At 62.5% G+C, this 23,406-nt stretch carries 23 protein-coding genes and 1 tRNA gene; 21 read left to right on the forward strand and 3 right to left on the reverse strand.

Annotated features, from left to right (window positions below):
* The first annotated feature begins 644 nt into the window (after positions 1-644).
* The 3 genes from rluC to V6093_RS25130 are packed head-to-tail and all read left to right on the forward strand — an operon-like array spanning position 645 to position 3,275.
* Entirely contained in the window at positions 645-1,601 is a 957-nt protein-coding gene (gene rluC / locus V6093_RS25120) for a 23S rRNA pseudouridine(955/2504/2580) synthase RluC (RefSeq protein ID WP_265978461.1), read from the forward strand.
* 3 nt (positions 1,602-1,604) lie between these two features.
* Positions 1,605-2,279, forward strand: coding sequence for an HAD family hydrolase (locus tag V6093_RS25125; protein ID WP_004576623.1), 675 nt, complete (start codon positions 1,605-1,607; stop codon positions 2,277-2,279).
* Between the two features lie 6 nt (positions 2,280-2,285).
* A complete protein-coding gene (locus V6093_RS25130; protein WP_003247151.1) occupies positions 2,286-3,275 on the forward strand; it encodes a S49 family peptidase in 990 nt (329 codons plus the stop codon).
* Between the two features lie 447 nt (positions 3,276-3,722).
* Here V6093_RS25130 and V6093_RS25135 read toward each other — a convergent pair whose 3' ends face one another.
* Positions 3,723-4,301, reverse strand: a complete 579-nt coding sequence (locus V6093_RS25135) for a nucleoside triphosphate pyrophosphatase (RefSeq protein ID WP_265978463.1) — start codon at positions 4,299-4,301, stop codon at positions 3,723-3,725.
* A 96-nt stretch (positions 4,302-4,397) separates the two neighbouring features.
* Between V6093_RS25135 and V6093_RS25140 the strand changes: the two genes are divergently transcribed.
* The 17 genes from V6093_RS25140 to V6093_RS25220 all read left to right on the forward strand — a co-directional run bounded on the left by V6093_RS25140 (position 4,398) and on the right by V6093_RS25220 (position 19,662).
* Positions 4,398-4,925, forward strand: coding sequence for a YceD family protein (locus V6093_RS25140; RefSeq protein WP_010952934.1), 528 nt, complete (start codon positions 4,398-4,400; stop codon positions 4,923-4,925).
* Positions 4,926-4,938: 13 nt separating this feature from the next.
* Positions 4,939-5,121, forward strand: coding sequence for a 50S ribosomal protein L32 (rpmF, locus tag V6093_RS25145; protein ID WP_003247154.1), 183 nt, complete (start codon positions 4,939-4,941; stop codon positions 5,119-5,121).
* A 3-nt stretch (positions 5,122-5,124) separates the two neighbouring features.
* On the forward strand, positions 5,125-6,135 hold the full coding sequence (gene plsX / locus V6093_RS25150) for a phosphate acyltransferase PlsX (RefSeq protein WP_019752226.1): 1,011 nt from the start codon (positions 5,125-5,127) through the stop codon (positions 6,133-6,135).
* Positions 6,136-6,262: 127 nt separating this feature from the next.
* Positions 6,263-7,201, forward strand: coding sequence for an ACP S-malonyltransferase (gene fabD / locus V6093_RS25155; RefSeq protein ID WP_265978469.1), 939 nt, complete (start codon positions 6,263-6,265; stop codon positions 7,199-7,201).
* 15 nt (positions 7,202-7,216) lie between these two features.
* On the forward strand, positions 7,217-7,957 hold the full coding sequence (gene fabG / locus V6093_RS25160; RefSeq protein WP_003247160.1) for a 3-oxoacyl-ACP reductase FabG: 741 nt from the start codon (positions 7,217-7,219) through the stop codon (positions 7,955-7,957).
* Positions 7,958-8,160: 203 nt separating this feature from the next.
* Entirely contained in the window at positions 8,161-8,397 is a 237-nt protein-coding gene (gene acpP / locus V6093_RS25165; protein WP_265978472.1) for an acyl carrier protein, read from the forward strand.
* A gap of 188 nt (positions 8,398-8,585) precedes the next feature.
* Complete coding sequence (gene fabF, locus V6093_RS25170; RefSeq protein WP_110744535.1) at positions 8,586-9,830, forward strand: beta-ketoacyl-ACP synthase II; 1,245 nt, start codon at positions 8,586-8,588, stop codon at positions 9,828-9,830.
* Entirely contained in the window at positions 9,830-10,645 is an 816-nt protein-coding gene (pabC, locus tag V6093_RS25175; RefSeq protein ID WP_406669657.1) for an aminodeoxychorismate lyase, read from the forward strand. The genes fabF and pabC overlap by 1 nt, the downstream gene beginning before the upstream one ends.
* A gap of 4 nt (positions 10,646-10,649) precedes the next feature.
* Entirely contained in the window at positions 10,650-11,870 is a 1,221-nt protein-coding gene (gene mltG / locus V6093_RS25180) for an endolytic transglycosylase MltG (protein ID WP_003247164.1), read from the forward strand.
* A 9-nt stretch (positions 11,871-11,879) separates the two neighbouring features.
* Positions 11,880-12,512: a dTMP kinase gene (tmk, locus tag V6093_RS25185; protein ID WP_121783861.1), complete on the forward strand. Its 633-nt coding sequence runs from the start codon at positions 11,880-11,882 to the stop codon at positions 12,510-12,512.
* Positions 12,505-13,491, forward strand: a complete 987-nt coding sequence (locus V6093_RS25190) for a DNA polymerase III subunit delta' (protein ID WP_003247167.1) — start codon at positions 12,505-12,507, stop codon at positions 13,489-13,491. The genes tmk and V6093_RS25190 overlap by 8 nt, the downstream gene beginning before the upstream one ends.
* A gap of 30 nt (positions 13,492-13,521) precedes the next feature.
* A complete protein-coding gene (locus V6093_RS25195) occupies positions 13,522-14,304 on the forward strand; it encodes a TatD family hydrolase (protein WP_004576627.1) in 783 nt (260 codons plus the stop codon).
* 988 nt (positions 14,305-15,292) lie between these two features.
* A complete protein-coding gene (locus tag V6093_RS25200) occupies positions 15,293-15,928 on the forward strand; it encodes a TetR/AcrR family transcriptional regulator (protein WP_003247170.1) in 636 nt (211 codons plus the stop codon).
* 257 nt (positions 15,929-16,185) lie between these two features.
* Positions 16,186-17,154, forward strand: coding sequence for a GTP 3',8-cyclase MoaA (locus tag V6093_RS25205; protein ID WP_406669658.1), 969 nt, complete (start codon positions 16,186-16,188; stop codon positions 17,152-17,154).
* A gap of 66 nt (positions 17,155-17,220) precedes the next feature.
* Positions 17,221-17,826 (forward strand): DUF4823 domain-containing protein, encoded by a 606-nt coding sequence (locus V6093_RS25210; RefSeq protein ID WP_014861671.1) that lies wholly within the window; start codon positions 17,221-17,223, stop codon positions 17,824-17,826.
* 10 nt (positions 17,827-17,836) lie between these two features.
* Positions 17,837-18,394 (forward strand): DUF1285 domain-containing protein, encoded by a 558-nt coding sequence (locus V6093_RS25215; protein WP_003247173.1) that lies wholly within the window; start codon positions 17,837-17,839, stop codon positions 18,392-18,394.
* Between the two features lie 866 nt (positions 18,395-19,260).
* Positions 19,261-19,662 (forward strand): cupin domain-containing protein, encoded by a 402-nt coding sequence (locus tag V6093_RS25220; RefSeq protein ID WP_003247176.1) that lies wholly within the window; start codon positions 19,261-19,263, stop codon positions 19,660-19,662.
* Between the two features lie 58 nt (positions 19,663-19,720).
* On the opposite strand, the gene V6093_RS25225 is transcribed toward V6093_RS25220, so the two are convergent.
* Positions 19,721-19,796, reverse strand: a tRNA-Asn gene (locus tag V6093_RS25225).
* Between the two features lie 62 nt (positions 19,797-19,858).
* Positions 19,859-21,055 (reverse strand): amino acid aminotransferase, encoded by a 1,197-nt coding sequence (locus V6093_RS25230; protein WP_003247178.1) that lies wholly within the window; start codon positions 21,053-21,055, stop codon positions 19,859-19,861.
* A gap of 284 nt (positions 21,056-21,339) precedes the next feature.
* Here V6093_RS25230 and uvrB point away from each other — a divergent pair, with 284 nt between their 5' ends.
* On the forward strand, positions 21,340-23,355 hold the full coding sequence (gene uvrB / locus V6093_RS25235) for an excinuclease ABC subunit UvrB (RefSeq protein ID WP_003247179.1): 2,016 nt from the start codon (positions 21,340-21,342) through the stop codon (positions 23,353-23,355).
* Positions 23,356-23,406 lie beyond the last annotated feature (51 nt).

Below are 23,406 nucleotides of genomic sequence, written 5' to 3' on the forward strand. Positions count from 1 at the left end.
ACGCGTCCTGTTTGCTGCGGTGCCAACAAGGCCCCGGTGGCTTCGAATAGGTATCCGAATCAACCAAGCGGGCCTTGTGCACTCAGTCAGGAGGAGGAATCAACCGTCAGCCGTGGACGCCCGGAGGGCATCTGTTCAGGACCTTATCCGCTCACCAGCCGTCAGTGGGCTGGTGGCCGGACGCGGTGCTACACGGTCCGAGGGCTGTGCATCTCCACCCTGCACGTATCCCTGATAATTCGGGTGCTGCCGCGCGCTGAATCCGCAACGGGTTGCATTTTTCGCCAGCGCTGGTTCTGCGCTGGCGCCATTCATGTCCAAGGCAGGTATTTCCGAAGCATTCGCCGGGCGATGCGTGGAAGCGACTCGCGGGCAGAGGTGCAGCGAAAAGAATCGGGTAAGCAGGTGAAACACCGCACTTGTCGTTTTTTTTCGGTCTTCTCTACACGGCGCTGGTGGCGATTCCAGGCATTTCGGTAAACTGGCGAAAACCCCGTAGGACGGCCTCGCGTCCTGGAGAATTGCGAAGGTCAAGGACCGGCAAAGAGCCTGGTGCCGCTGGCCTGCCGCTTTTGGCGGCGTTCGCGACTATAGCAGCAATGATTAAGTGCTTCAATTCCATAAAAAATTGTTATGATCTCGCAATGACGACCAATACCCCTCCGACTTCCGGCGTTCAGCTGATCGAAGTCGCGCCGGAGCTTGCCGGCCAACGCATCGATAATTTCCTCATCACGGCCCTCAAGGGCGTGCCCAAGACACTGGTCTACCGCATCCTGCGCAAGGGTGAGGTGAGGGTCAACAAGGGCCGCGTCAAGCCGGAGTACAAGATCCAGGCCGGCGACATCGTGCGGGTTCCGCCCGTCCGCTTGCCGGAACGAGACGAGCCGGCGCCGGTGGCCCAAGGCCTGCTGCAGCGTCTGGAAACCGCCATTGTCTACGAGGACAAAGCGCTTATCGTGATGAACAAGCCGGCCGGCATCGCCGTGCACGGCGGCAGTGGCCTGAGCTTCGGGGTGATCGAGGCGCTGCGCCAGTTGCGCCCGGACGCCAAGGAGCTGGAGCTGGTGCACCGCCTGGATCGCGACACGTCTGGCCTGTTGATGATCGCCAAGAAGCGCAGCATGCTGCGCCACCTGCATGCCGCCCTGCGCGGCGATGGTGTCGACAAGCGCTACATGGCGCTGGTGCGCGGCCACTGGCCAACCTCGAAAAAGCAGGTCAACGCGCCGTTGCTCAAGAGCAACCTGCGTTCCGGCGAGCGCATGGTCGAAGTGAACGATGAAGGCAAGGAGGCGCTGACCCTGTTTCGCGTCCTGCGCCGTTTTGGTGACTTTGCCACCATTGTCGAGGCGCGCCCGATCACTGGTCGTACCCATCAGATCCGCGTGCACACCCTGCATGCCGGGCACATGATCGCAGGCGACAGCAAATACGGCGACGAAGACTTCAGTCGGGAAATTCGCGAGCTGGGTGGCAAGCGCCTGTTCCTGCATGCCTACGCGTTGACTGTACCGCTGCCCGACGGTGGCGAGTTGAAGCTCGAGGCGCCTGTGGATGAGGTCTGGGCGAAAACCGTTGAACGTTTGAGTGCGTCCTGATCCATGAAAAAAGGCTATGAGCTACTGATCTTCGACTGGGACGGCACCCTGGCCGATTCCATTGGTCGTATCGTCGAGGCCATGAATGTCGCCGCAGAGCGTGCCGGCGAGGCACAGAGCAGCGATGATGCGGTCAAGGGTATCATCGGCCTGGCCTTGGACGAGGCGATCCACACCTTGTACCCGCACCTGGTGCCCGCAGAGGTTGCCAGCTTCCGCCAGCACTATGCCGATGTCTACGTCGCACTGGATCAGCAACCTTCGCCGCTGTTCGATGGCGTGGTCGAGTCGCTGGATGCCTTTCGCGCCGAGGGCTACCGCCTGGCGGTGGCCACCGGCAAGGCTCGTCGCGGGCTGGATCGGGTGCTCAAGGCCAATGGCTGGGAGCGGTTCTTCGACATCACCCGTGCCGCTGACGAGACCCGTGGCAAGCCACACCCGCTGATGCTTGAGGAAATCCTCGGGCATTGTGGCGTCGAACCGTCGCGTGCGCTGATGGTCGGAGATTCGGCATTCGACCTGCAGATGGCCAGCAATGCCGGCATGCATTCGGTGGCGGTTGGCTATGGTGCCATGTCGCTGCAGGCGCTGGCCGAGTTTGGCCCGCAGGTATGTATCGATCACTTTTCCCAGTTGCGCGAGTGGCTGGGTGGTTCCGCAATTCCACTTCCAAGGTAGGTAAGCATGGCAGACGAATGGAAAGCCCCTGAGCCTGAGCCCGGGGAGCGCGAAGAGCGCAACAGCTGGAAGCTCCTGGAAAAGACCTTGCTGGCGAGCGTGCAGGAGCAGCGACGGTCGCGGCGCTGGGGGATCTTCTTCAAGCTGCTGACCTTTGTCTACCTGTTTGGCATTCTGGCGTTGTTCTCGCCGCTGATGGACATGGACAAGGCCGCTTCGCGCAGTGCCAGTCATACCGCGTTGGTCGAGGTGCGGGGGGTGATTGCCGATCAGGAGGCTGCCAGCGCCGATAACATCGTCAAGAGCCTGCGAGAGGCGTTCAAGGACGACAAGACCAAGGCTGTGGTGATGCGCATCAACAGCCCGGGTGGCAGCCCGGTGCAGGCGGGTTACGTGTATGACGAAATCCGTCGCCTGCGTGCCGAATATCCCGCCATCAAGCTGTATGCGGTGATCGCTGATCTTGGGGCTTCCGGTGCCTATTATATCGCCAGTGCGGCGGACGAGATCTATGCCGACAAGGCCAGCCTGGTGGGTTCCATTGGGGTGACGGCGGCGGGTTATGGCTTTGTTGGTGCCATGGAGAAGCTTGGGGTCGAGCGGCGTGCCTATACATCGGGTGAGCACAAGGCGTTCCTTGATCCGTTTTCGCCGGAAAAACCAGAAGAGACCCGGTTCTGGCAGGGCGTGCTGGATACCACGCACCAGCAGTTCATCGCCATGGTCAAGCAGGGGCGGGGTGAGCGCCTGAAGGACAAGGAGCATCCGGAGTTGTTCAGTGGCCTTATCTGGTCGGGTGAGCAGGCCAAGGCGCTGGGGCTGGTGGATGGCTTGGGCAGTGCCAGCTATGTGGCGCGTGAGATCGTGGGGGAGAAGGAGTTGGTGGACTTCACCGTTCAGGAGTCGCCTTTCGATCGCTTCTCCAAGCGCGTGGGTGCCAGCGTGGCTGAGCACCTGGCGATGTGGATGGGGTTCCAGGGGCCGCAGTTGCGTTGAGTTCGTCGCAGTTCTTGTGGTGTCTGGCAGATCGAGCGCCGCCCGCGCGGCGCGTTGCGCGCAGGCCCGCTCATCGATCGGGGTGCCCAACGGTGCGTTGTAGGAGCGGGTTTACCCGCGAATAGGCCGGACCTGCCGTCCAATACCCTGGCCTTTCACCGTCGCAGCACCATCGCATTCGCGGGCAAGCCCGCTCCTACAACAATCGGTGGTGTCGCCATGTGCTGTTGTGGGGTGTGCCCGCGAATGGGTCGGACCCGCCGTCCAATATCCCCCGGCCATTCACCGTCGCAGCACCATCGCATTCGCGAGCATGAGCTGGTGTCGCCACGCCCGTTGTAGGAGCGGGTTTACCCGCGAATAGGCCGGACCTGCCGGCCAATATCCCCGATCGTTCACCCTCCCGGGCGGCGCTCGATCCGTCGGGCGCCAAAATCTCCATCCAGGCTACGGAACCACCACCCCTTCCTTGGTCAGCATATCCACCAGCCGAATCAGTGGCAGCCCGATCAGGCTGGTTGCATCGCACCCATGGGTGCTCTGGAACAGGCTCACCCCCAACCCCTCCGCCTTGAAGCTCCCTGCGCAATCCAGCGGCTGTTCCGTCGCGACGTAGCGCTCCACGCGCTCGCGGCTCAATTCGCGCATCGTGACGGTAAACGGCACGCAATCCACCTGGCATTGCCCGGTGGCGCTGTTCAGCAGTGCCAGTCCAGTCAGAAAGCTCACCTGCTGCCCGCTACACTCGAGCAGTTGCTCGCAAGCCCGCTCGAAGGTGTGCGGCTTACCCAGCACCTGTTCGCCCAACACAGCTACCTGGTCCGACCCGATAATCAGGTGCCTGGGATGGCTGCCCGCCAAGGCCTCGGCTTTTTGCCTGGCAAGGCGGCGTACCAGCTCAACGGCTGGCTCGTCTTGCCGGCGCTGCTCGTCTATATCGGGGCTTGCCCAGGTGAAGGGCAGGCGCAGGCGGGCGAGCAGTTCGCGGCGATAGGCAGAGCTGGAAGCCAGTAACAGAGGAAGCATGGTAGACTCCTGAATCAGTTGAATAAATTCTATCACGCACGATGCCGCCTAATTTCCTTTGACAGGGGCGGGGGGCATCCCTATTATGCTGCGCCTATGTTGAATGACCCGATTCCACCTCACGTTGACCCGCGCAAATTAGCCGATCGTGGCGTAACCCTTAACGGTTCGCTGCAACTCGCTGATTTGGAAAGACTCTGCGACCCGCTTTCCGACAATGTCGGTACGGTGCAGGCGAAGTTCGATTTTGAACGAGATGAACAGCACGTAGTGGTTATCCACAGCGAGCTGGACGTCGAGGTCAAGATGGTTTGCCAGCGTTGTCTTGAGCTGGTCACCCTGCCGATCCACAGCGAATGTACTTACGCCGTGGTGAAGGAGGGTGCGAATACCCAGTCGTTGCCGAAAGGCTATGACGTGCTGGAACTGGGCGAAGATCCTTTGGATCTGCAGGCATTGGTCGAGGAGGAGCTTTTGCTCGCCTTGCCAATCGTGCCTGCTCATCATCCGGAAGAATGCCAGCAGCCGGCGGGCGCAGACGAGCCCGAATCGAGCAAGGACGAGGTATCGCGGTCCAACCCGTTCAGTGTTTTGGCGCAGTTAAAGCGTGACCCAAACGTTTAGGAGTTAATCAATTATGGCTGTTCAGCAGAACAAAAAATCCCGCTCTGCCCGTGACATGCGCCGTTCGCACGACGCTCTGTCGGAAAACGCGCTGTCGGTAGAGAAAACCACCGGTGAAGTTCACCTGCGTCACCACGTTTCGCCAGAAGGCGTTTACCGTGGTCGTAAAGTGGTCGACAAGGGCGCTGACGAGTAATCCTTGTCCGCTCAGGTCATCGCGATCGACGCAATGGGCGGGGACTTCGGTCCCCGCAGCATTGTCCAGGCTAGCATTGCCTGCCTTTCGGCTACCCCCTCGCTCCACCTGACCCTCGTCGGTCAACCCTCCCTCCTTGAAGATCTCATCAGTGGCTTGCCAGCTGCGGATCGCGCGCGCCTGCAGATTGTGGCCGCCAGTGAGGTAGTCGGCATGGACGAGCGGCCATCCCAGGCGTTGCGCGGCAAGCCGGATTCGTCGATGCGCATCGCCCTCGAACTGGTGCGCGACGGAAAAGCCCAGGCCTGTGTCAGTGCCGGCAATACCGGGGCGCTGATGGCGTTGTCGCGCTTCGTGCTCAAGACCTTGCCGGGTATCGACCGGCCGGCCATGGTGGCGGCGATCCCGACCCAGACGGGTTACTGTCAATTGCTCGATCTGGGCGCCAATGTCGACTGCAGCGCCGAAAACCTCTACCAGTTCGCGGTAATGGGCTCGGTGGCCGCTCAGGCCCTGGGTGTGCATCGGCCACGCGTGGCGCTGTTGAACATCGGTACCGAGGACATCAAGGGTAACCAGCAGGTCAAGCTGGCTGCCACGCTGTTGCAGAACGCCCGCGGCCTCAACTATGTCGGTTTCGTCGAAGGGGATGGCCTGTATCGGGGTGAGGCAGACGTGGTGGTGTGCGACGGTTTTGTCGGCAACATACTGCTCAAGTCCAGCGAGGGCTTGGCGACGATGATCGGTGCGCGCATCGAAAAACTGTTCAAGGGCGGTGCTTTTGCCCGCGTTGCCGGGGCCGTTGCCATGCCGCTGCTCAAGCGTCTGCAGGCCGACCTGGCGCCGGCGCGGCACAATGGGGCGAGCTTCCTGGGGCTGCAGGGTATCGTCATCAAGAGTCATGGCTCGGCGGGCGTGCAGGGGTTTCAGAGTGCCATCCAGCGGGCGCTGATCGAAATTCAGGAAAACCTGCCGCAGCGGCTGCACGGCCGCCTTGAAGACCTGTTGCCTTAGGCATTTCGCCGATGAAGTGCTTAAATGTGACCGCTTGGTCTGTGTTTCCATCCAAGTTTTCAGATTCCGCGCCTGGCCTCGGGCCTGGCGCACACTATCCGACGACAAGATCATAAGGGCTTGTTCAATGTCTGCATCCCTCGCATTCGTCTTTCCCGGTCAAGGTTCCCAGTCGCTGGGCATGCTCGCCGAGCTCGGCGCCGAGAAGCCAGTGATCATCGAAACCTTCAAGGAAGCGTCCGAAGCGCTCGGCTACGACCTGTGGAAGCTGGTCCAGGACGGCCCGGAAGAGCAACTTAACCAGACCGACAAGACACAGCCGGCAATCCTCACGGCGTCCATCGCACTGTGGCGCCTGTGGCTGGAAGAGGGCGGTGCCAAGCCGGCCTTCGTTTCCGGTCACAGCCTGGGCGAATACAGTGCCCTGGTCGCCGCCGGCAGCATCAGCCTGAAAGATGCCGTTCGCCTGGTCGAGCGCCGCGGTCAGCTGATGCAGGAAGCCGTACCGGCCGGTCACGGCGCCATGGCTGCCATTCTCGGCCTGGACGATGCTGTGGTCGTGGAAATCTGCGCCGAAGCCGCTGAGGATGAAGTGGTCAGCGCCGTGAACTTCAACTCGCCTGGTCAGGTGGTCATCGCCGGCAACAGGGCGGCGGTAGACCGCGCCATGGAGCTGTGCAAGGCCAAAGGTGCCAAGCGCGCCCTGCCACTGGCGGTCAGCGTCCCGTCGCACTGCGCCCTGATGAAGCCAGCCGCCGAGCGCTTTGCCGATTCGGTCAATGCCATCGAATGGAAGGCCCCGCAGATTCCGGCGGTGCAGAACGTCACTGCCGCCGTCGCCGCCGACCTCGATGCCCTCAAGCACGACCTGCTGGCACAACTGTACCAGCCGGTGCGCTGGGTCGAGTGCGTGCAGACCCTGGCCGCCAACGGTGCGGTCAACCTGGTCGAGTGTGGCCCGGGCAAGGTGCTGGCTGGCCTTAACAAGCGTTGCGCCGACGGCGTGACCACCTACAACCTCAACACCCCTGACGCCGTTGCTGCCACTCGCGCGGCACTGGCCTGATTTGGAGAAGCTTGCATGAGCCTGCAAGGTAAAGTTGCACTGGTTACCGGCGCCAGCCGTGGTATTGGTCAGGCCATCGCCCTCGAGCTGGGCCGCCAGGGCGCGACCGTGATCGGTACCGCCACTTCGGCGTCCGGCGCCGAGCGCATCGCTGCCACCCTGAAAGAACACGGCATTACCGGCACTGGCATGGAGCTGAACGTGACCAGCGCCGAATCGGTTGAAGCCGTACTGGCCGCCATTGGCGAGCAGTTCGGCGCGCCGGCCATCTTGGTCAACAATGCCGGTATCACCCGCGACAACCTCATGCTGCGCATGAAAGACGACGAGTGGTTCGATGTCATCGACACCAACCTGAACAGCCTCTACCGTCTGTCCAAGGGCGTGCTGCGTGGCATGACCAAGGCACGTTGGGGTCGTATCATCAGCATCGGCTCGGTCGTTGGTGCCATGGGTAACGCAGGTCAGGCCAACTACGCGGCTGCCAAGGCCGGTCTGGAAGGTTTCAGCCGCGCCCTGGCGCGTGAAGTGGGTTCGCGTGGTATCACCGTCAACTCGGTGACCCCAGGCTTCATCGATACCGACATGACCCGCGAGCTGCCAGAAGCTCAGCGCGAAGCCCTGCAGACCCAGATTCCGCTGGGCCGCCTGGGCCAGGCTGACGAAATTGCCAAGGTGGTTTCGTTCCTGGCGTCCGACGGCGCCGCCTACGTGACCGGCGCTACCGTGCCGGTCAACGGCGGGATGTACATGTAATACTGCAACTCAATGTGACGGGTTTCGTAAAAAAAGAGTCATACTGCGAGCCTAAAATCCGTTATAAAGCTGCAACCAGATTCCAGGCAGCGGGTGTGGTGACTAGCCTGAAGGTGCGTTTAGCTTGAAAAGCGAACGTCTTTCTATAAAATTAGCCACCGGCCAGCTGCCTGACATATATCCATTAGGAGTGAAAACTAGGTATGAGCACCATCGAAGAACGCGTCAAGAAAATCGTCGCCGAGCAACTGGGCGTCAAGGAAGAAGAAGTGACTGAGACTAAGTCCTTCGTCGATGACCTGGGTGCCGATTCGCTTGACACCGTTGAACTGGTGATGGCTCTGGAAGAGGAATTCGAGACCGAAATCCCTGACGAAGAAGCCGAGAAGATCACTACCGTTCAAGCTGCCATCGACTACGTCAAAAACCACCAGGCTTAAGACGTTGTAGTCGACGCTTTTTGTCGAGAAGAACCGCACTGCCTTTGCTGGCGTGCGGTTTTTTCTTTGCAAGCGTCCTGTGGCGGTTTTCTTGGGCTCGATCCCAGGCATCGAGAGCTTGTTGCCATTTCATTCCGTTGCGCTGAATGCAATGGCAAGAAACTCTGTCATTAGAAAAGGAGAGTACTGTGTCGCGTAGACGCGTCGTGGTCACCGGTATGGGTATGCTGTCGCCACTGGGTACCGATGTACCGAGCACATGGCAGGGCATTCTGGCTGGCCGCAGTGGCATTGGTCCGATCGAACACACGGACCTGTCTGCCTACTCCACCCGTTTTGGCGGCTCGGTGAAAGGCTTCGAGGTTGAGCAGTACCTGTCGGCCAAAGAGGCCCGCAAGCTCGACCTGTTCATCCAGTACGGCCTGGCGGCTGGTTTCCAGGCCGTGCGTAATGCCGGCCTGGAGGTCACCGATGCCAACCGCGAGCGTATTGGCGTGGCCATGGGCTCGGGTATCGGTGGTCTGACCAACATCGAAGAAACCAGCCGCACCCTGCACGATTCAGGGCCGCGCCGCATTTCGCCGTTCTTCGTGCCGGGCTCGATCATCAACATGATCTCGGGTTTCCTGTCGATCCACCTGGGCCTGCAGGGGCCGAACTACGCCATCGCCACCGCCTGCACCACCGGCACCCATTGCATCGGCATGGCCGCGCGCAATATCGCCTACGGTGAAGCTGACGTGATGATCGCTGGTGGCGCCGAAATGGCCGCTTGCGGCCTGGGCATGGGCGGCTTCGGTGCCTCGCGTGCGCTGTCGACCCGCAACGATGAGCCGGCCCGTGCCAGCCGCCCGTGGGACAAAGGCCGTGACGGCTTCGTGTTGTCGGACGGTGCCGGTGCGCTGGTGCTTGAAGAGCTGGAACATGCCAAGGCGCGCGGTGCGACCATCTACGCCGAGCTGGTCGGCTTTGGCATGAGCGGTGACGCCTACCACATGACCTCGCCACCCGAGACCGGTGAAGGTGCTGCCCGCTGCATGGCCAATGCCCTGCGCGATGCCGGCATTCAGCCAGAAGAGGTCAGCTACATCAATGCCCACGGTACTTCGACACCTGCGGGTGACGTGGCCGAAGTGGCAGCGATCAAGCGTGTGTTCGGCGAACATGCCTACAAGCTGGCGGTCAGCTCGACCAAATCGATGACTGGCCACCTGCTGGGTGCCGCTGGCGCGGTGGAAGCAATCTTCAGCGTGCTGGCGATCAACAGCCAGATGGCACCACCGACCATCAACCTGGATGAGCCGGACGAAGGTTGCGACCTCGACTTCGTGCCGCACCAGGCGCGCAGCATGCCGATCGACGTGGTGTTGTCCAACTCGTTCGGCTTTGGCGGCACCAACGGCTCGCTGGTGTTCCGCCGGTTCGCCGGTTGATGCACAGCTGGATCGATGGCCAGCCGGCGACTGCAGTCAACCTGCAGAACCGCGGCCTGGCCTACGGCGATGGCCTGTTTGAAACCATCGCCGTGCGCGGCGGCCGGCCTAGCCTGCTGGACGGCCACCTCGCACGCCTGGCGCTGGGCTGCCAGCGCCTGGCGATCAGCGCCGACCTGGGGTTGTTGCGCGACGAGCTGCTGCGCTTTGCCAGCCAGCTCGGTGATGGCGTGGTCAAACTCATCCTCACCCGTGGCGACAGCCAGCGTGGCTATGCGCCGGTTGCTGGTGTCGCACCGCGGCGAATCCTCCAAGGCAGCCCAATACCCAGCTATCCTGTCGAGCATGCCGAGTACGGCGTGCGCTTGTTCCCTTGCCAGACCCGGCTTGGGGAACAACCACTGCTGGCCGGCCTCAAACACCTTAACCGCCTGGAGCAGGTGCTGGCCCGTGCCGAATGGCAGGACAGCGACCATGCCGAAGGCCTGATGCGTGACGCGCAGGGCAGGGTGATCGAAGGGGTATACAGCAATCTGTTTCTGGTGCGCGATGGCGTGTTGCTTACCGCCGACCTTAGCCGTTGTGGCGTGGCGGGCGTGATGCGTGCCGCACTGCTGGAACAGGCCCCGCTGCTGGGTATTGCGGCACATGTCTGCGACCTGTCGTTCGAGGCGCTTGAGCAAGCGGATGAAGTATTTGTTTGCAATAGCGTTTACGGCATTTGGCCCGTGTGTGGCGTAGCCGCGCTAAACTGGTCGCCGGGCCCGCTCACTCGTAAACTGCAGGCCGTTGCCCGTACGTTACTGGAAACCTGAATTCGTGAGACGTAAATTCCTGCTGTTGCTGGAAATGGGCTTGATCCTTGCCGGCCTGGCGTTTGGCTGGTCGGCCTGGAAGGTCAACTCGGTCCTGGAGCAGCCCCTGCACGTCACGCAGGAGCGCCTGCTGGATGTGCCCAATGGCACTAACCCCAACCGCATGTTCTACAGCATGCAAAGAGATGGGTTGCTCGACGATGCTGTCTGGTTGCGTTTGTACTGGCGCTTCAACATGGCCGGCACCCCGCTGCACACTGGCGAGTACCGTCTTACCCCTGGGATGACCGTCGAGCAGTTGTTCGACGCCTGGCGCCGTGCCGACGTGGTGCAGTACAACCTCACCCTGGTCGAAGGCTGGACCTTCCGTCAGGTGCGTGCGGCCGTGGCCAAGCATGAAAAGATCAAGCATACCCTGGACGGCTTGTCGGATGCCGAGGTCATGGACAAGCTCGGCCATACCGGTGTATTCCCCGAAGGCCGCTTCTTCCCCGACACTTACCGCTTCGTGCGGGGTATGACCGATGTCGAGTTGCTGCAGCAGGCCTACATGCGTCTGGACGAAGTGCTGGCCAAGGAGTGGGCCGAGCGCTCCACCGACCTGCCGTATCGTGACCCTTACCAGGCGCTGATCATGGCCTCCCTGGTCGAAAAGGAAACCGGCATTCCGCAGGAGCGGGGGCAGATCGCCGGCGTGTTCGTGCGGCGCATGCGCCTGGGTATGATGCTGCAGACGGACCCGACGGTTATCTATGGCATGGGTGAACGCTATAACGGCAAGATCACCCGCGCCGACCTGCGCGAGCCAACGCCCTACAACACTTACACCATGACTGGGCTGCCACCGACCCCGATCGCCATGGTCGGCCGCGAGGCGATTCACGCGGCGCTGAACCCGTCCAATGGCACCAGCCTTTACTTCGTCGCCCGCGGCGATGGCAGCCATGTGTTTTCAGACGACCTCGACGACCACAATTCGGCAGTGCGCGAGTTCCAGCTCAAGCGCCGGTCGGACTACCGCTCCAGCCCCGCGCCGCAGCAAGAGGCCAAGCCAGGGGCCGATGATGCCGAACAGGCGTCGGGCGCCGACGATGCGCAGCGCCCTGAGCCCCCAGCAGCGGACGAGCCAGCTGCGCAGCCAGCCCCCGATCAAGCGCCCGCGCAGGATGCCCCTGCCGGCGGTGCGCAAGCGGCCGAGCGGCCGACGCCTGACGAACAACATTAAGGACTGCCTGTGAGCGGCTTGTTTATTACTTTGGAAGGCCCCGAAGGCGCGGGCAAGAGCACCAATCGCGACTACCTGGCCGCACGCCTGCGCGAGCACGGCCTGGACGTGGTGCTGACCCGTGAGCCAGGCGGTACGCCGCTGGCGGAAAAGGTGCGTGAACTGTTGCTGACGCCCAGCGACGAAGGCATGGCGGCCGACACCGAGCTGTTGCTGGTGTTCGCCGCTCGCGCCCAGCACCTGGCGCAGGTCATCCGCCCGGCGCTGGCCCGTGGGGCTGTGGTGCTGTGTGACCGTTTCACGGACGCCACCTATGCCTATCAGGGCGGCGGTCGTGGTTTGTCGGTCGAGCGTATCGCGGTTCTGGAGCATTTCGTCCAGGGCGACCTGCGCCCGGACCTGACCCTGGTCTTCGACCTGCCGGTAGAAGTGGGCCTTGCCCGCGCCGCCGCCCGTGGCCGCCTGGACCGATTCGAGCAGGAAGGGCAGGCCTTCTTCGAGGCGGTGCGCCAGGCGTACCTGCAGCGCGCCCAAAGCGCGCCACAGCGCTACAGCTTGCTCGATGCCGCGCAATCCCTGGAGGCTGTGCAGCGTGACATCGACGCTCTGCTGCCAGGCATTCTGGAGCGTTGCCGTGGCTGAGGCCTACCCTTGGCAGCAGGCGCTGTGGCAGCAACTGGCCGGTCGCAGCCGCCACGCCCATGCTTATCTGCTGCATGGGCCGCAGGGTATTGGCAAGCGGGCCATGGCCGAGCGCCTGATGGCGCGCCTGTTGTGCCAGCAGCCGCAGGGCCTGGACGCTTGTGGGGCGTGTAAGTCGTGCCTGTTGCTCAAGGCCGGCAGCCACCCGGACAACTTCGTCCTCGAGCCGGAGGAGGCTGACAAGCCGATCAAGGTCGACCAGGTACGGGAGCTGGTGGCCTTTGTGGTGCAGACCGCGCAGCTGGGCGGGCGCAAGGTGGTGTTGATCGAGCCGGTGGAGGCGATGAATGTAAACGCCTCAAACGCCCTGCTCAAAAGCCTTGAAGAACCTTCCGGTGACACCGTGTTGTTGCTGGTGACGCACCAGCCCAGCCGTCTGCTGCCGACGATCAAGAGCCGCTGCCAGCAGGTGGCCTGTCCGCAGCCCAGCCTGGCCCAAAGCCAGGCATGGCTGGCTGGCGCGTTACCCGACTGCGACGAGGTCGAGCGCGATGAGCTGCTGACGCTGGCAGCGGGCTCGCCATTGATGGCGGTCAGCCTGCAGGCGCAGGGTGTGCGCGAGCAACGCGCGCTGGTGGCCGATGGGGTGAAGAAGCTGCTCAAGCAGCAGCAATCGCCCAGCCAGTTGGCCGATGCCTGGAGCGGTGTGCCGTTGTTGCTGCTGTTCGACTGGTTCTGCGATTGGTCGCACCTGATCCTGCGCTACCAGTTGACCCAGGACGAGGAAGGGTTAGGCTTGGCCGATATGCGCAAGGTCGTGCAATACCTGGCGCAGAAGAGCCGCCAGGCCAAGGTGCTGGAAGTGCAGGCCTGGATCCTCGAGCAGCGCCAGAAGGTGCTGGGCAAGGCCAACCTCAACCGTGCCTTGTTGCTTGAATCGCTGCTGGCTCACTGGCTGCAACTGCCGGGTGCCCGCTGATTTCCCATTTTTCATGTGTGCCGTTATCCCATGCTCGTAGATTCCCATTGCCACCTCGACCGTCTTGATCTCAGTGCCCACCAGGGCTCCCTCGATGCTGCCCTGCAGGCGGCGCGTGAGCGTGGGGTCGGGCATTTCCTGTGCATTGGCGTCAGTGCCGAGAATGCGGGTGCAGTGAAGGCGCTGAGCGAGCAGTACGCTGACGTCGACTGCTCGGTGGGCGTGCACCCGCTGGACCTGGCCCCTGGCGAAACCCCGGCGTTGGAGTGGCTGTTGCGCGAATTGGCCCACCCGCATGTGGTGGCGATTGGTGAAACCGGGCTGGATTACCACTATGAGCCAGAGGCGGCAGAGCTGCAGCAGGCTTCGTTCCGCCTGCACCTTGAGGCCTCCAGGCAGACCGGCAAGCCGGTGATCGTGCATACCCGGGCGGCGCGCGCCGATACCCTGGCGCTGCTGCGTGAGGCGAGCCTGCCGCAAGCGGGCGTGTTGCACTGCTTCACCGAAGACTGGGACATGGCCAAGGCGGCGCTGGACCTGGGTTATTACATTTCGCTGTCGGGCATCGTGACCTTCCGCAATGCCGATGCCTTGCGGGAAGTGGCGCGGCAGGTGCCTGTCGATCGCTTGCTGGTGGAGACCGATTCGCCCTACCTGGCGCCGATTCCCTATCGCGGCAAGCCGAACTTGCCGCAGTATGTACGGGAGGTGGCGGAGTATGTGGCTTCGTTGCGCGGGGCCAGTTATGAGCAACTGGCCGAGCAGACTACCGCCAACTTCAAGCGGCTGTTCCCGTTGGCGCGGGTGGCTTGATTTACCGGGGTTAAAGATTGTGTGAGGGGCACAAGGTGCCTGCCACAACCCTTGCAGCGCCTGTGAGATCGAGCGCCGCCCGCGCGGCGCTTCGCGGGTAAACCCGCTCCTACGTTTGTTTCTGGCCAGTCCCTCCTGTGCCAGGCGCGCGCGACCGCCTTGTTTGTACGGCGCGATATCGAGGGGTGCGCCAAGGCGTTCGCGCGTAAATCCCACAGGCCTAATTGGCCCGAAACAAGCGTAGGAGCGGGTTTACCCGCGAAGCGCCGCGCGGGCGGCGCCCGATCTCCCTTCTGTGCCAGGCGCGCGCGACCGCCTTGTTTGTACGACGCGATATCGAGGGTGCGCCAAGGCGTTCGCGCGCAAATCCCACAGGCCTAATTGGCCCGAAACAAGCGTAGGAGCGGGTTTACCCGCGAAGCGCCGCGCGGGCGGCGCCCGATCTCCCTTCTGTGCCAGGCGCGCGCGACCGCCTTGTTTGTACGACGCGATATCGAGGCGTGCGCCAAGGCGTTCGCGCGCAAATCCCACAGGCCTAATTGGCCCGAAACAAGCGTAGGAGCGGGTTTACCCGCGAAGCGCCGCGCGGGCGGCGCTCGATCTCACAGGCGCTGAAAATCTTGCGTCACGCACCTGACAGCCGTCACACCATCCTCCCCACAAAAACACAAAAAAAACCCGGGTTCTGGGGGAGGAATCCGGGTTAAGACCATTAGGAGTAAAACAAAGGTACGCGGTCCCTGAGCACCTTTATCGGCGCGCCACTGGGGGGGATGCGCCGCGCCAACACTTCAAGTATTGGTCAGGTTTGGCGCAGTGCCAGTGCATATTGGACGTTTTTTAAACAGATTTGGAATACGCCAACGTTTCATTCCTCCCGCAGCGCATGGCTGTATGCATCGTGAAACACAGACATGCGTGGATGATCCGTGCAATTTCCCGCAAGTTAGGCATAATAAACCGCTTCGATTGTCATCCAGTCCTTCCCATGCAGAAAGAACCTCGTAAGGTCCGTGAGTTTCGCCGTCGCGAACAGGAAATCCTCGATACCGCGCTCAAGCTGTTTCTCGAGCAAGGTGAAGACAGCGTCACCGTCGAGATGATCGCCGACGCCGTGGGCATCGGCAAAGGTACGATCTACAAGCACTTCAAGTCCAAGGCGGAGATCTACCTTCGCCTGATGCTCGATTACGAGCGTGACCTGAATGAGCTGTTGCACTCGGCCGACGTCGACCGTGACAAGGAAGCGCTGTCGCGCGCCTACTTCGAGTTCCGCATGCGCGATCCGCAACGCTACCGGCTGTTCGACCGCCTTGAAGAAAAGGTGGTCAAGGGCAATCAGGTGCCGGAAATGGTCGAGCAGCTGCACAGCATCCGTGCCTCCAACTTCGACCGCCTGACCCAGCTGATCAAGGGCCGTATCAGCGAAGGCAAGCTCGAAGACGTGCCGCCGTATTTCCACTACTGCGCTGCCTGGGCGCTGGTGCACGGCGCTGTGGCGCTGTACCACTCGCCGTTCTGGAGCAATGTGCTGGAGGACCAGGAAGGCTTCTTCCAGTTCCTGATGGACATTGGCGTGCGTATGGGCAACAAGCGCAAGCGCGACCCGGAACCCTCGAACTGACCCTTGCGCTAAACTGCGCGGGCCCTATGGGGGCGGGCGCGCCCGCGAACACCGGCGCAGCCCGTGCCAGGCACCGCGTTTGATTCTTCGCGGGTACGCCCGCTCCCATAAGCACTTCGTCGTGCGTTCTCTGCGCGGCAGTGCAGCCCAAAGCGTTTGGCTATCGTCTGGACATTCGGCATTGCTCATTGGGGCTTGCAAAAACCTGATTTATGAGTCAGGTTTTGCCGGCCCCTTCATCCATGCCGGAGTCATTCATGATTGTCGATCGTCAAGGCAGGCGCTTTCGCAACCTGCGCGTCAGCCTGACGGCTGCCTGCAACTACGCTTGCACCTACTGCGTACCCGACGGCAAGCGGCTGGTGGCGGCGCAGGACGAGCTGTCTGCGGATGCCCTGGCCCGTGGCGTGGCCTATCTGATCGAAGCCGCCGGCATCGAGCGTCTGCGGATTACTGGCGGTGAGCCACTGGTCAGCCCGCGCCTGGATGCCTTTCTGGCTGCCGTGGCCAAACTCGACCTTGACGACGTCTCGCTGACCACCAACGGCCAGTTGCTGGCGCGCAAGTTGCCGCAACTGCAGGCGGCGGGGATTCGTCGGCTGAACGTTTCCCTCGACACCCTCGACCCGCTGGCTTTCCGCCAGATTGCCCGTGGCGGCGACCTGGGCACTGTGCTGGACGCAATGGAGCAGGCCCGCGCCGTGGGTATGCGAATCAAGGTCAATATGGTGCCGATGCGCGGGAAAAACCTTGATCAGGTACTGCCGCTGCTGGATTACTGCCTCGCGCGCGGCTTCGAGCTGCGCTTCATCGAGCTCATGCGCATGGGTCACCTCTCTCACGATCGCAACGCATTCCTCCAACAGTTTGTAGGCCTCGACCAGCTGCTTGCGCTGATCGGCGGCCAGCATACCTACGCCAAGGTGAATGCGCCGCTGGACGCCACAGCCATGCGTTACCACATCCCTGGCAGGGGCCACTTCGGCGTCATTGCCAACGAAACCGTGCCGTTTTGCCGGACCTGCTCGCGGCTGCGCCTGTCTTCTACGGGCTGGCTGCATGGCTGCCTGTCGTCAGGTAACCGGCACTTCGTCGGCGACCTGCTGGAGAAGCCGCGTCATCAGGCGCTGCCGGCCTTGCAGCGGTTGTTGGTCAAGGCTTTGGCTGACAAGCAGGACGTGGCCTTCTCCGGTGGCGTGACAGTCATGAAAGTGATCGGTGGCTGAAGCTGGCGCAAAAGCTGCATCCGCCGGCTATTCGCCGGTTTTTCGTCGCCGGCCACTGGAGGAAAGATGCGTAGCCTGGTCTTGCTGCTGGCGCTGATGGCGCTGGGCGGCTGCATGAATGTCAGCGATATGGGCGAAGGCGTCCGCTATCACATGAGCGATGCCGGTCTGCTGGACCACAGCGAAACCCGTCGCACCTTGTCGATCCGCCTGCAGCCCGATTCGTTCATTTTCATTGGTCAGGGTGCATTCGTGCCGCCGGGCGAGGGGCCGGTGCCTCGGCAGAATGCAGTGGCCCAGCAGGCCTACAAGAGCTTCGTCGAATACTTCCCGATGGTGCGTCGTGCCCAGGGCCCGCTGGGCCTCGAAGAGGCCATCGCCCAGGCGCGCTCGGTAGGTGCGGACTACGTGTTGTACACGCGCTTCGCACGTACCGACGATCGCATCGGCAATGGTGACGAGTGGTATGACGAGCAGGCCGTCGACCGCTTGGGCTGGGACTCTGGCGTGGTGCAGATGATGCTGATCGAAACCAGTACCCGCTACCTGATCGACACCGCACGCATCAAGAGCCGTGGCGGTTTGTTGACGTTCCACGACAACACGCCGGAGGATTTGCTTGGTGCGCCGATGCGCGAGTACGCTCGTAGCCTCCTGGGCATGAGTGAATGAGGCAAGCGTGATGAGCGACTCCGGCAAGGCCAATGACCTTCTGGCGCAGATCCCCAAGGCCAAGGGGCTGCCGCCGGTGCACCTGTGGAACCCGGATTTCTGTGGTGACATCGACATGCGCATCGCCCGCGATGGCACCTGGTACTACCTGGGCACGCCGATCGGGCGCAAGCCGATGGTGCGGCTGTTCTCTACCATCATTCGCCGCGACGGCGATGACTACTTCCTGATTACCCCGGTAGAGAAGGTTGGCATTCGTGTCGACGATGCGCCATTCGTGGCCGTGCTGCTGGACGTGCAGGGCGAAGGCGAACAGCAGGTGCTGCGCTTTACCAGCAATGTCGAGGACCAGGTCGAGGCGGGGCCGGATAACCCCCTGCGGGTAGTGATCGACCCGGTGACGCAGGAGCCATCACCGTATGTGCTGATGCGCAGCAACCTGGAGGCGCTGATACATCGCAATGTGTTTTACCAACTGGTGGAGCTGGCGGTGCCGCATGTGATCGACGGGGAGGAGTGGCTTGGGGTGTGGAGTCGGGGGGCGTTTTACCCGATCGGGCGCGGCTGAGGCCTATGTTGGCGATGCCGGGCTCTTCGCGGGTAAACCCGCTCCTACGCACGCATTGAGGGCGGCGCAGGCCGTCGTAGGAGCGGGTTCACCCGCGAATGGGCCGGGCCTGCCAGCCAATGTCCACCCGTCGTTCACCGTCGCCGCCGCCACCGTATTCGCGGGTAAACCCGCTCCTACGCACGCATCGAGGGCGGCACAGGCCGATGTAGGAGCGGATTCACCCGCGAATGGGCCGGGCCTGCCAGCCAATGTCCACCCGTCGTTCACCGTCGCCGCCGCCACCGTATTCGCGGGTAAACCCGCTCCTACGCACGCATCGAGGGCGGCACAGGCCGTCGTAGGAGCGGGTTTACCCGCGAATGGGCCGGGCCTGCCAGCCAATTTCCACCCGCCGTTCACCGTTGCCGCCGCCACCGTATTCGCGGGTAAACCCGCTCCTACACACGCATCGAGGGCGGCACAGGCCGTCGTAGGAGCGGGTTCACCCGCGAATGGGCCGGGCCTGCCAGCCAATGTCCACCCGTCGTTCACCGTCGCCGCCGCCACCGTATTCGCGGGTAAACCCGCTCCTACGCACGCATCGAGGGCGGCACAGGCCGTCGTAGGAGCGGGTTCACCCGCGAATGGGCCGGGCCTGCCAGCCAATTTCCACCCGCCGTTCACCGTTGCCGCCGCCACCGTATTCGCGGGTAAACCCGCTCCTACACACGCATCGAGGGCGGCACAGGCCGTCGTAGGAGCGGGTTCACCCGCGAATGGGCCAGTACAGGCGAAAATCGGCCCCCTGCTTTTCCCCCGGATTGGCCATTTGTCTTCAGCCAGTCAGGGTCTAACCTGCAGGCACTTGTCCTCCAGGAAAGCTCATGAACCCATTAGCCATCATCCTCTTCGCACTGCTCGCCGCCCAAACACCCGCTTGGGCCCACGGTGATGTCGCCGACCAGGTCAAGGTCCTGCAACAACAGCAGCCCTCTAATGCCCCCGGCAAAACCGCCGTCATGCTCACCGTCAGCTACGCCCCGGGCGAGGCATCACCCGCACATCAGCATCCGGGCGCAGTCATGGCTTACGTCCTGGAAGGGGCGGTGGTCTCGAAGCTCAACAGCGAGCAGGAAAAGACCTACAAGGCCGGCGATTATTGGTACGAGGCGCCGGGCACCGTGCACAGCGTTTCACGCAACGCCAGCAAAACCCAGCCGGCCAGTTTGCTGGTCTGGAGCCTGGTGGACGAGGGCAAGCCAGTGACCGAGGTGCTTGGCCAATAATTCCAGCGCAACGAAGAAGCCCCCGGTTGCTTGCGCATCCGGGGGCTTCTTCAATGTCTGGCTCCGCGACCTGGACTCGAACCAGGGACCCAATGATTAACAGTCATTTGCTCTACCGACTGAGCTATCGCGGAATCTGCGCGTATCTTACTGATTGCCTGGGAGAAGTCAACCCACCCCCAGGCAAAACAATGAGTTACAGCACTTCCACGATCGCTTTGGTCACCACGTGGATGTTGCTCTGGTTCAGCGCGGCCACCGCGATACGGCCGGTGTCCAGGGCATAGATGCCGAAGTCGTTCTTCAGGCGGGCGACCTGTTCAACGGTCAGGCCCGAGTAGGAGAACATGCCGACCTGGCGGCCAACGAAGCTGAAGTCGCGGTTGGCACCGTATTCGGCCAGCAGCGATACCATCTGCTTGCGCATGCCGTGGATGCGTTCACGCATTTCGGCCAATTCGGTTTCCCACATCTGGCGCAGTTCTGCGCTGTTCAGCACGGTGGCAACAATGGTTGCGCCGTGGGTTGGCGGGTTGGAGTAGGTGGTGCGGATCACGCGCTTGACCTGCGACAGCACGCGGGTGCTCTCGTCCTTGGAGGCGGTGACGATCGACAGTGCGCCGACGCGCTCGCCGTACAGCGAGAACGATTTGGAGAACGAGCTGGAAACAAAGAACTCCAGGCCCGACTCGGCGAACAGGCGCACGGCGAAGGCGTCTTCGGCGATACCGTCACCAAAGCCCTGGTAGGCCATGTCGAGGAACGGCACGTGGCCCTTGGCCTTGACCACTTCCAGGACGTTCTTCCAGTCGTCCAGGTTCAGGTCGACACCGGTCGGGTTGTGGCAGCAGGCGTGCAGCACCACGATCGAGCCGGACGGCAGGGCGTTGAGGTCTTCGAGCATGCCGGCGCGGTTGACGTCGTTGGTCGGCGCATCGTAGTAGCGGTAGGTCTGCACCGGGAAGCCGGCCGATTCGAACAGCGCACGGTGGTTTTCCCAGCTAGGGTCGCTGATGGCAACCACGGCGTTGGGCGAGAGGCGCTTGAGGAAGTCGGCACCGATCTTCAGGGCGCCGGTACCACCGACGGCCTGCACGGTGACCACGCGGCCGGCGGCCAGCAGTGGCGACTCGGCGCCGAACAGCAGCTTCTGCACAGCCTGGTCGTAGGTGGCGATGCCGTCGATCGGCAGGTAGCCGCGCGAAGCGTGCTGGGCGGCACGCTGGGTTTCGGCTTCGATCACGGCGCGCAGCAGCGGAATGCGGCCCTCCTCATTGCAATACACGCCTACGCCCAGGTTGACCTTGTCGGTACGTGGGTCGGCGTTGAATGCTTCGTTGAGGCCCAGAATAGGGTCGCGGGGTGCCAGCTCGACAGCGGAAAACAGGCTCATTGTTACCTTGGCTCTGATTGGAGTGTGATAGGGCGTACACGCTCCAGCCGAATGCACTGAAGCGGTGCACAAACGGGGAGTCAGTATAGTGATACCGACCGGTCACCGCGACACTCTGGCGCAGCTTTTGGGGCTATTTGCGCAAATATTTTTCGACCATTGGTCTAAATGCCGTGTCCACCGTTGGGCCCGCCCACACCTGTACCTTGAAAGCGCCCCCGAACGGGCGCATTTGAGTATAGACTACTGGCTAAATTTACAGCTGCTGCACCGCGAGGTCCTTCATGTCCGAGTTCCAGCTCGTCACACGTTTCCAGCCGGCCGGCGACCAGCCCGAGGCTATCCGCCAGTTGGTCGAAGGCATCGAGGCGGGGCTGTCGCACCAGACGTTGCTCGGGGTGACCGGTTCGGGCAAGACCTTCAGCATTGCCAACGTCATCCAGCAGGTGCAGCGCCCAACGCTGGTGCTGGCGCCCAACAAGACGCTGGCCGCGCAGTTGTACGGGGAATTCAAGGCGTTCTTCCCCAACAACGCGGTGGAGTACTTCGTTTCCTATTACGACTACTACCAGCCGGAAGCCTACGTCCCTTCGTCAGACACCTTCATCGAGAAGGACGCCTCGATCAACGACCATATCGAGCAGATGCGCCTGTCGGCGACCAAGGCGCTGCTGGAGCGGCGTGACGCGATCATCGTGACCACCGTATCGTGCATCTACGGTCTGGGCAGCCCCGAGACCTACCTGAAAATGGTTCTGCACGTGGACCGTGGCGACAAGCTCGACCAGCGCGCGCTGCTGCGCCGGTTGGCCGACCTGCAGTACACCCGCAACGAAATGGACTTTGCCCGCGCCACCTTCCGGGTACGCGGCGACGTGATCGACATCTTCCCGGCCGAATCGGACCTGGAAGCCATCCGCATCGAGCTGTTCGATGATGAAGTGGAGAACATCGCCGCCTTCGATCCGTTGACCGGCGAGGTTTTCCGCAAGCTGCCACGTTTCACTTTCTACCCCAAGAGCCACTACGTCACCCCGCGGGAAACGCTGCTGGAAGCAGTGGAGGGCATCAAGGAAGAACTGAAGGAGCGTCTGGAGTACCTGCACAAGGCCAACAAGCTGGTCGAAGCGCAGCGTCTGGAGCAACGCACCCGCTTCGATCTGGAGATGATCCTCGAGCTGGGCTACTGCAACGGCATCGAAAACTACTCGCGCTACCTGTCCGGGCGCCCGGCCGGGGCACCGCCGCCCACCCTGTACGATTACCTGCCGCCTGATGCGCTGCTGGTGATCGACGAATCACACGTCAGCGTTCCGCAGGTCGGCGCCATGTACAAGGGCGACCGTTCACGCAAGGAGACCCTGGTCGAGTACGGCTTCCGCATGCCTTCAGCGCTGGACAACCGGCCGATGCGTTTCGACGAGTGGGAGGATGTCAGCCCGCAGACCATTTTTGTTTCGGCCACTCCGGGCCCCTACGAGGCTGAGCATGCCGGGCGCGTGGTGGAGCAAGTGGTGCGTCCGACCGGGCTGGTCGACCCGCAGGTAGAGGTGCGCCCGGCGCTGACCCAGGTCGACGACCTGCTGTCTGAGATCCGCAAGCGTGTCGCGGCAGGCGAGCGTGTGCTGGCGACCACGTTGACCAAGCGCATGGCCGAGGACCTCAGCGATTACCTGGCCGACCATGATGTGCGGGTACGCTACCTGCACTCGGACATCGACACGGTGGAGCGGGTGGAGATTATCCGTGACCTGCGCCTGGGCACCTTCGACGTGCTGGTGGGCATCAACCTGCTGCGCGAGGGCCTGGACATGCCCGAGGTGTCGCTGGTGGCCATCCTCGATGCGGACAAGGAAGGTTTTCTGCGTTCCGAGCGCTCCCTGATCCAGACCATTGGCCGCGCGGCACGTAACCTCAATGGCCGGGCCATCCTGTATGCCGATAACGTAACAGGCTCGATGCAGCGGGCCATTGACGAAACCGAGCGTCGCCGCGAGAAGCAGATCGCCTTCAACGAAGCCAACGGTATCGTGCCCAAGGGCGTGGTCAAGGACATCACCGACATCATGGAGGGTGCCGCCGTGCCTGGTGCGCGCAGCAAGAAGCGCAAGGGCATGGCCAAGGCGGCGGAGGAGAGCGCCCGTTACGAGGCCGAACTGCGTACGCCGGGCGAGATCACCAAGCGCATCAAGCAGTTGGAAGAGAAAATGATGCAGTTCGCCCGCGACCTGGAGTTCGAAGCTGCGGCGCAGCTGCGTGACGAGATTGCGCAGCTGCGGGAGCGGTTGATTAGCAGCTGAAGCCGGGCGCGGGCCCTGTGGGAGCGGGGCGTGCCCGCGAAGAATTCAACG

This window comes from Pseudomonas putida group bacterium ESBL64 (genome assembly GCF_045277175.1).
Classification (GTDB): Bacteria; Pseudomonadota; Gammaproteobacteria; order Pseudomonadales; family Pseudomonadaceae; genus Aquipseudomonas; species Aquipseudomonas alloputida.

Bases quoted from the DNA above. Each gene is read 5' to 3' on its own strand.
- V6093_RS25130 (WP_003247151.1), top strand. From the start codon at position 2,286: ATGGCAGACGAATGGAAAGCCCCTGAGCCTGAGCCCGGGGAGCGCGAA.
- V6093_RS25195 (WP_004576627.1), top strand. From the start codon at position 13,522: ATGCTCGTAGATTCCCATTGCCACCTCGACCGTCTTGATCTCAGTGCC.
- V6093_RS25205 (WP_406669658.1), top strand. From the start codon at position 16,186: ATGATTGTCGATCGTCAAGGCAGGCGCTTTCGCAACCTGCGCGTCAGC.
- pabC (WP_406669657.1), top strand. From the start codon at position 9,830: ATGCACAGCTGGATCGATGGCCAGCCGGCGACTGCAGTCAACCTGCAG.
- V6093_RS25230 (WP_003247178.1), bottom strand. From the start codon at position 21,055: ATGAGCCTGTTTTCCGCTGTCGAGCTGGCACCCCGCGACCCTATTCTG.
- V6093_RS25210 (WP_014861671.1), top strand. From the start codon at position 17,221: ATGCGTAGCCTGGTCTTGCTGCTGGCGCTGATGGCGCTGGGCGGCTGC.
- V6093_RS25200 (WP_003247170.1), top strand. From the start codon at position 15,293: ATGCAGAAAGAACCTCGTAAGGTCCGTGAGTTTCGCCGTCGCGAACAG.
- V6093_RS25215 (WP_003247173.1), top strand. From the start codon at position 17,837: ATGAGCGACTCCGGCAAGGCCAATGACCTTCTGGCGCAGATCCCCAAG.
- fabD (WP_265978469.1), top strand. From the start codon at position 6,263: ATGTCTGCATCCCTCGCATTCGTCTTTCCCGGTCAAGGTTCCCAGTCG.
- V6093_RS25220 (WP_003247176.1), top strand. From the start codon at position 19,261: ATGAACCCATTAGCCATCATCCTCTTCGCACTGCTCGCCGCCCAAACA.
- rpmF (WP_003247154.1), top strand. From the start codon at position 4,939: ATGGCTGTTCAGCAGAACAAAAAATCCCGCTCTGCCCGTGACATGCGC.
- V6093_RS25140 (WP_010952934.1), top strand. From the start codon at position 4,398: ATGTTGAATGACCCGATTCCACCTCACGTTGACCCGCGCAAATTAGCC.
- V6093_RS25135 (WP_265978463.1), bottom strand. From the start codon at position 4,301: ATGCTTCCTCTGTTACTGGCTTCCAGCTCTGCCTATCGCCGCGAACTG.
- V6093_RS25125 (WP_004576623.1), top strand. From the start codon at position 1,605: ATGAAAAAAGGCTATGAGCTACTGATCTTCGACTGGGACGGCACCCTG.
- acpP (WP_265978472.1), top strand. From the start codon at position 8,161: ATGAGCACCATCGAAGAACGCGTCAAGAAAATCGTCGCCGAGCAACTG.
- rluC (WP_265978461.1), top strand. From the start codon at position 645: ATGACGACCAATACCCCTCCGACTTCCGGCGTTCAGCTGATCGAAGTC.
- fabG (WP_003247160.1), top strand. From the start codon at position 7,217: ATGAGCCTGCAAGGTAAAGTTGCACTGGTTACCGGCGCCAGCCGTGGT.
- uvrB (WP_003247179.1), top strand. From the start codon at position 21,340: ATGTCCGAGTTCCAGCTCGTCACACGTTTCCAGCCGGCCGGCGACCAG.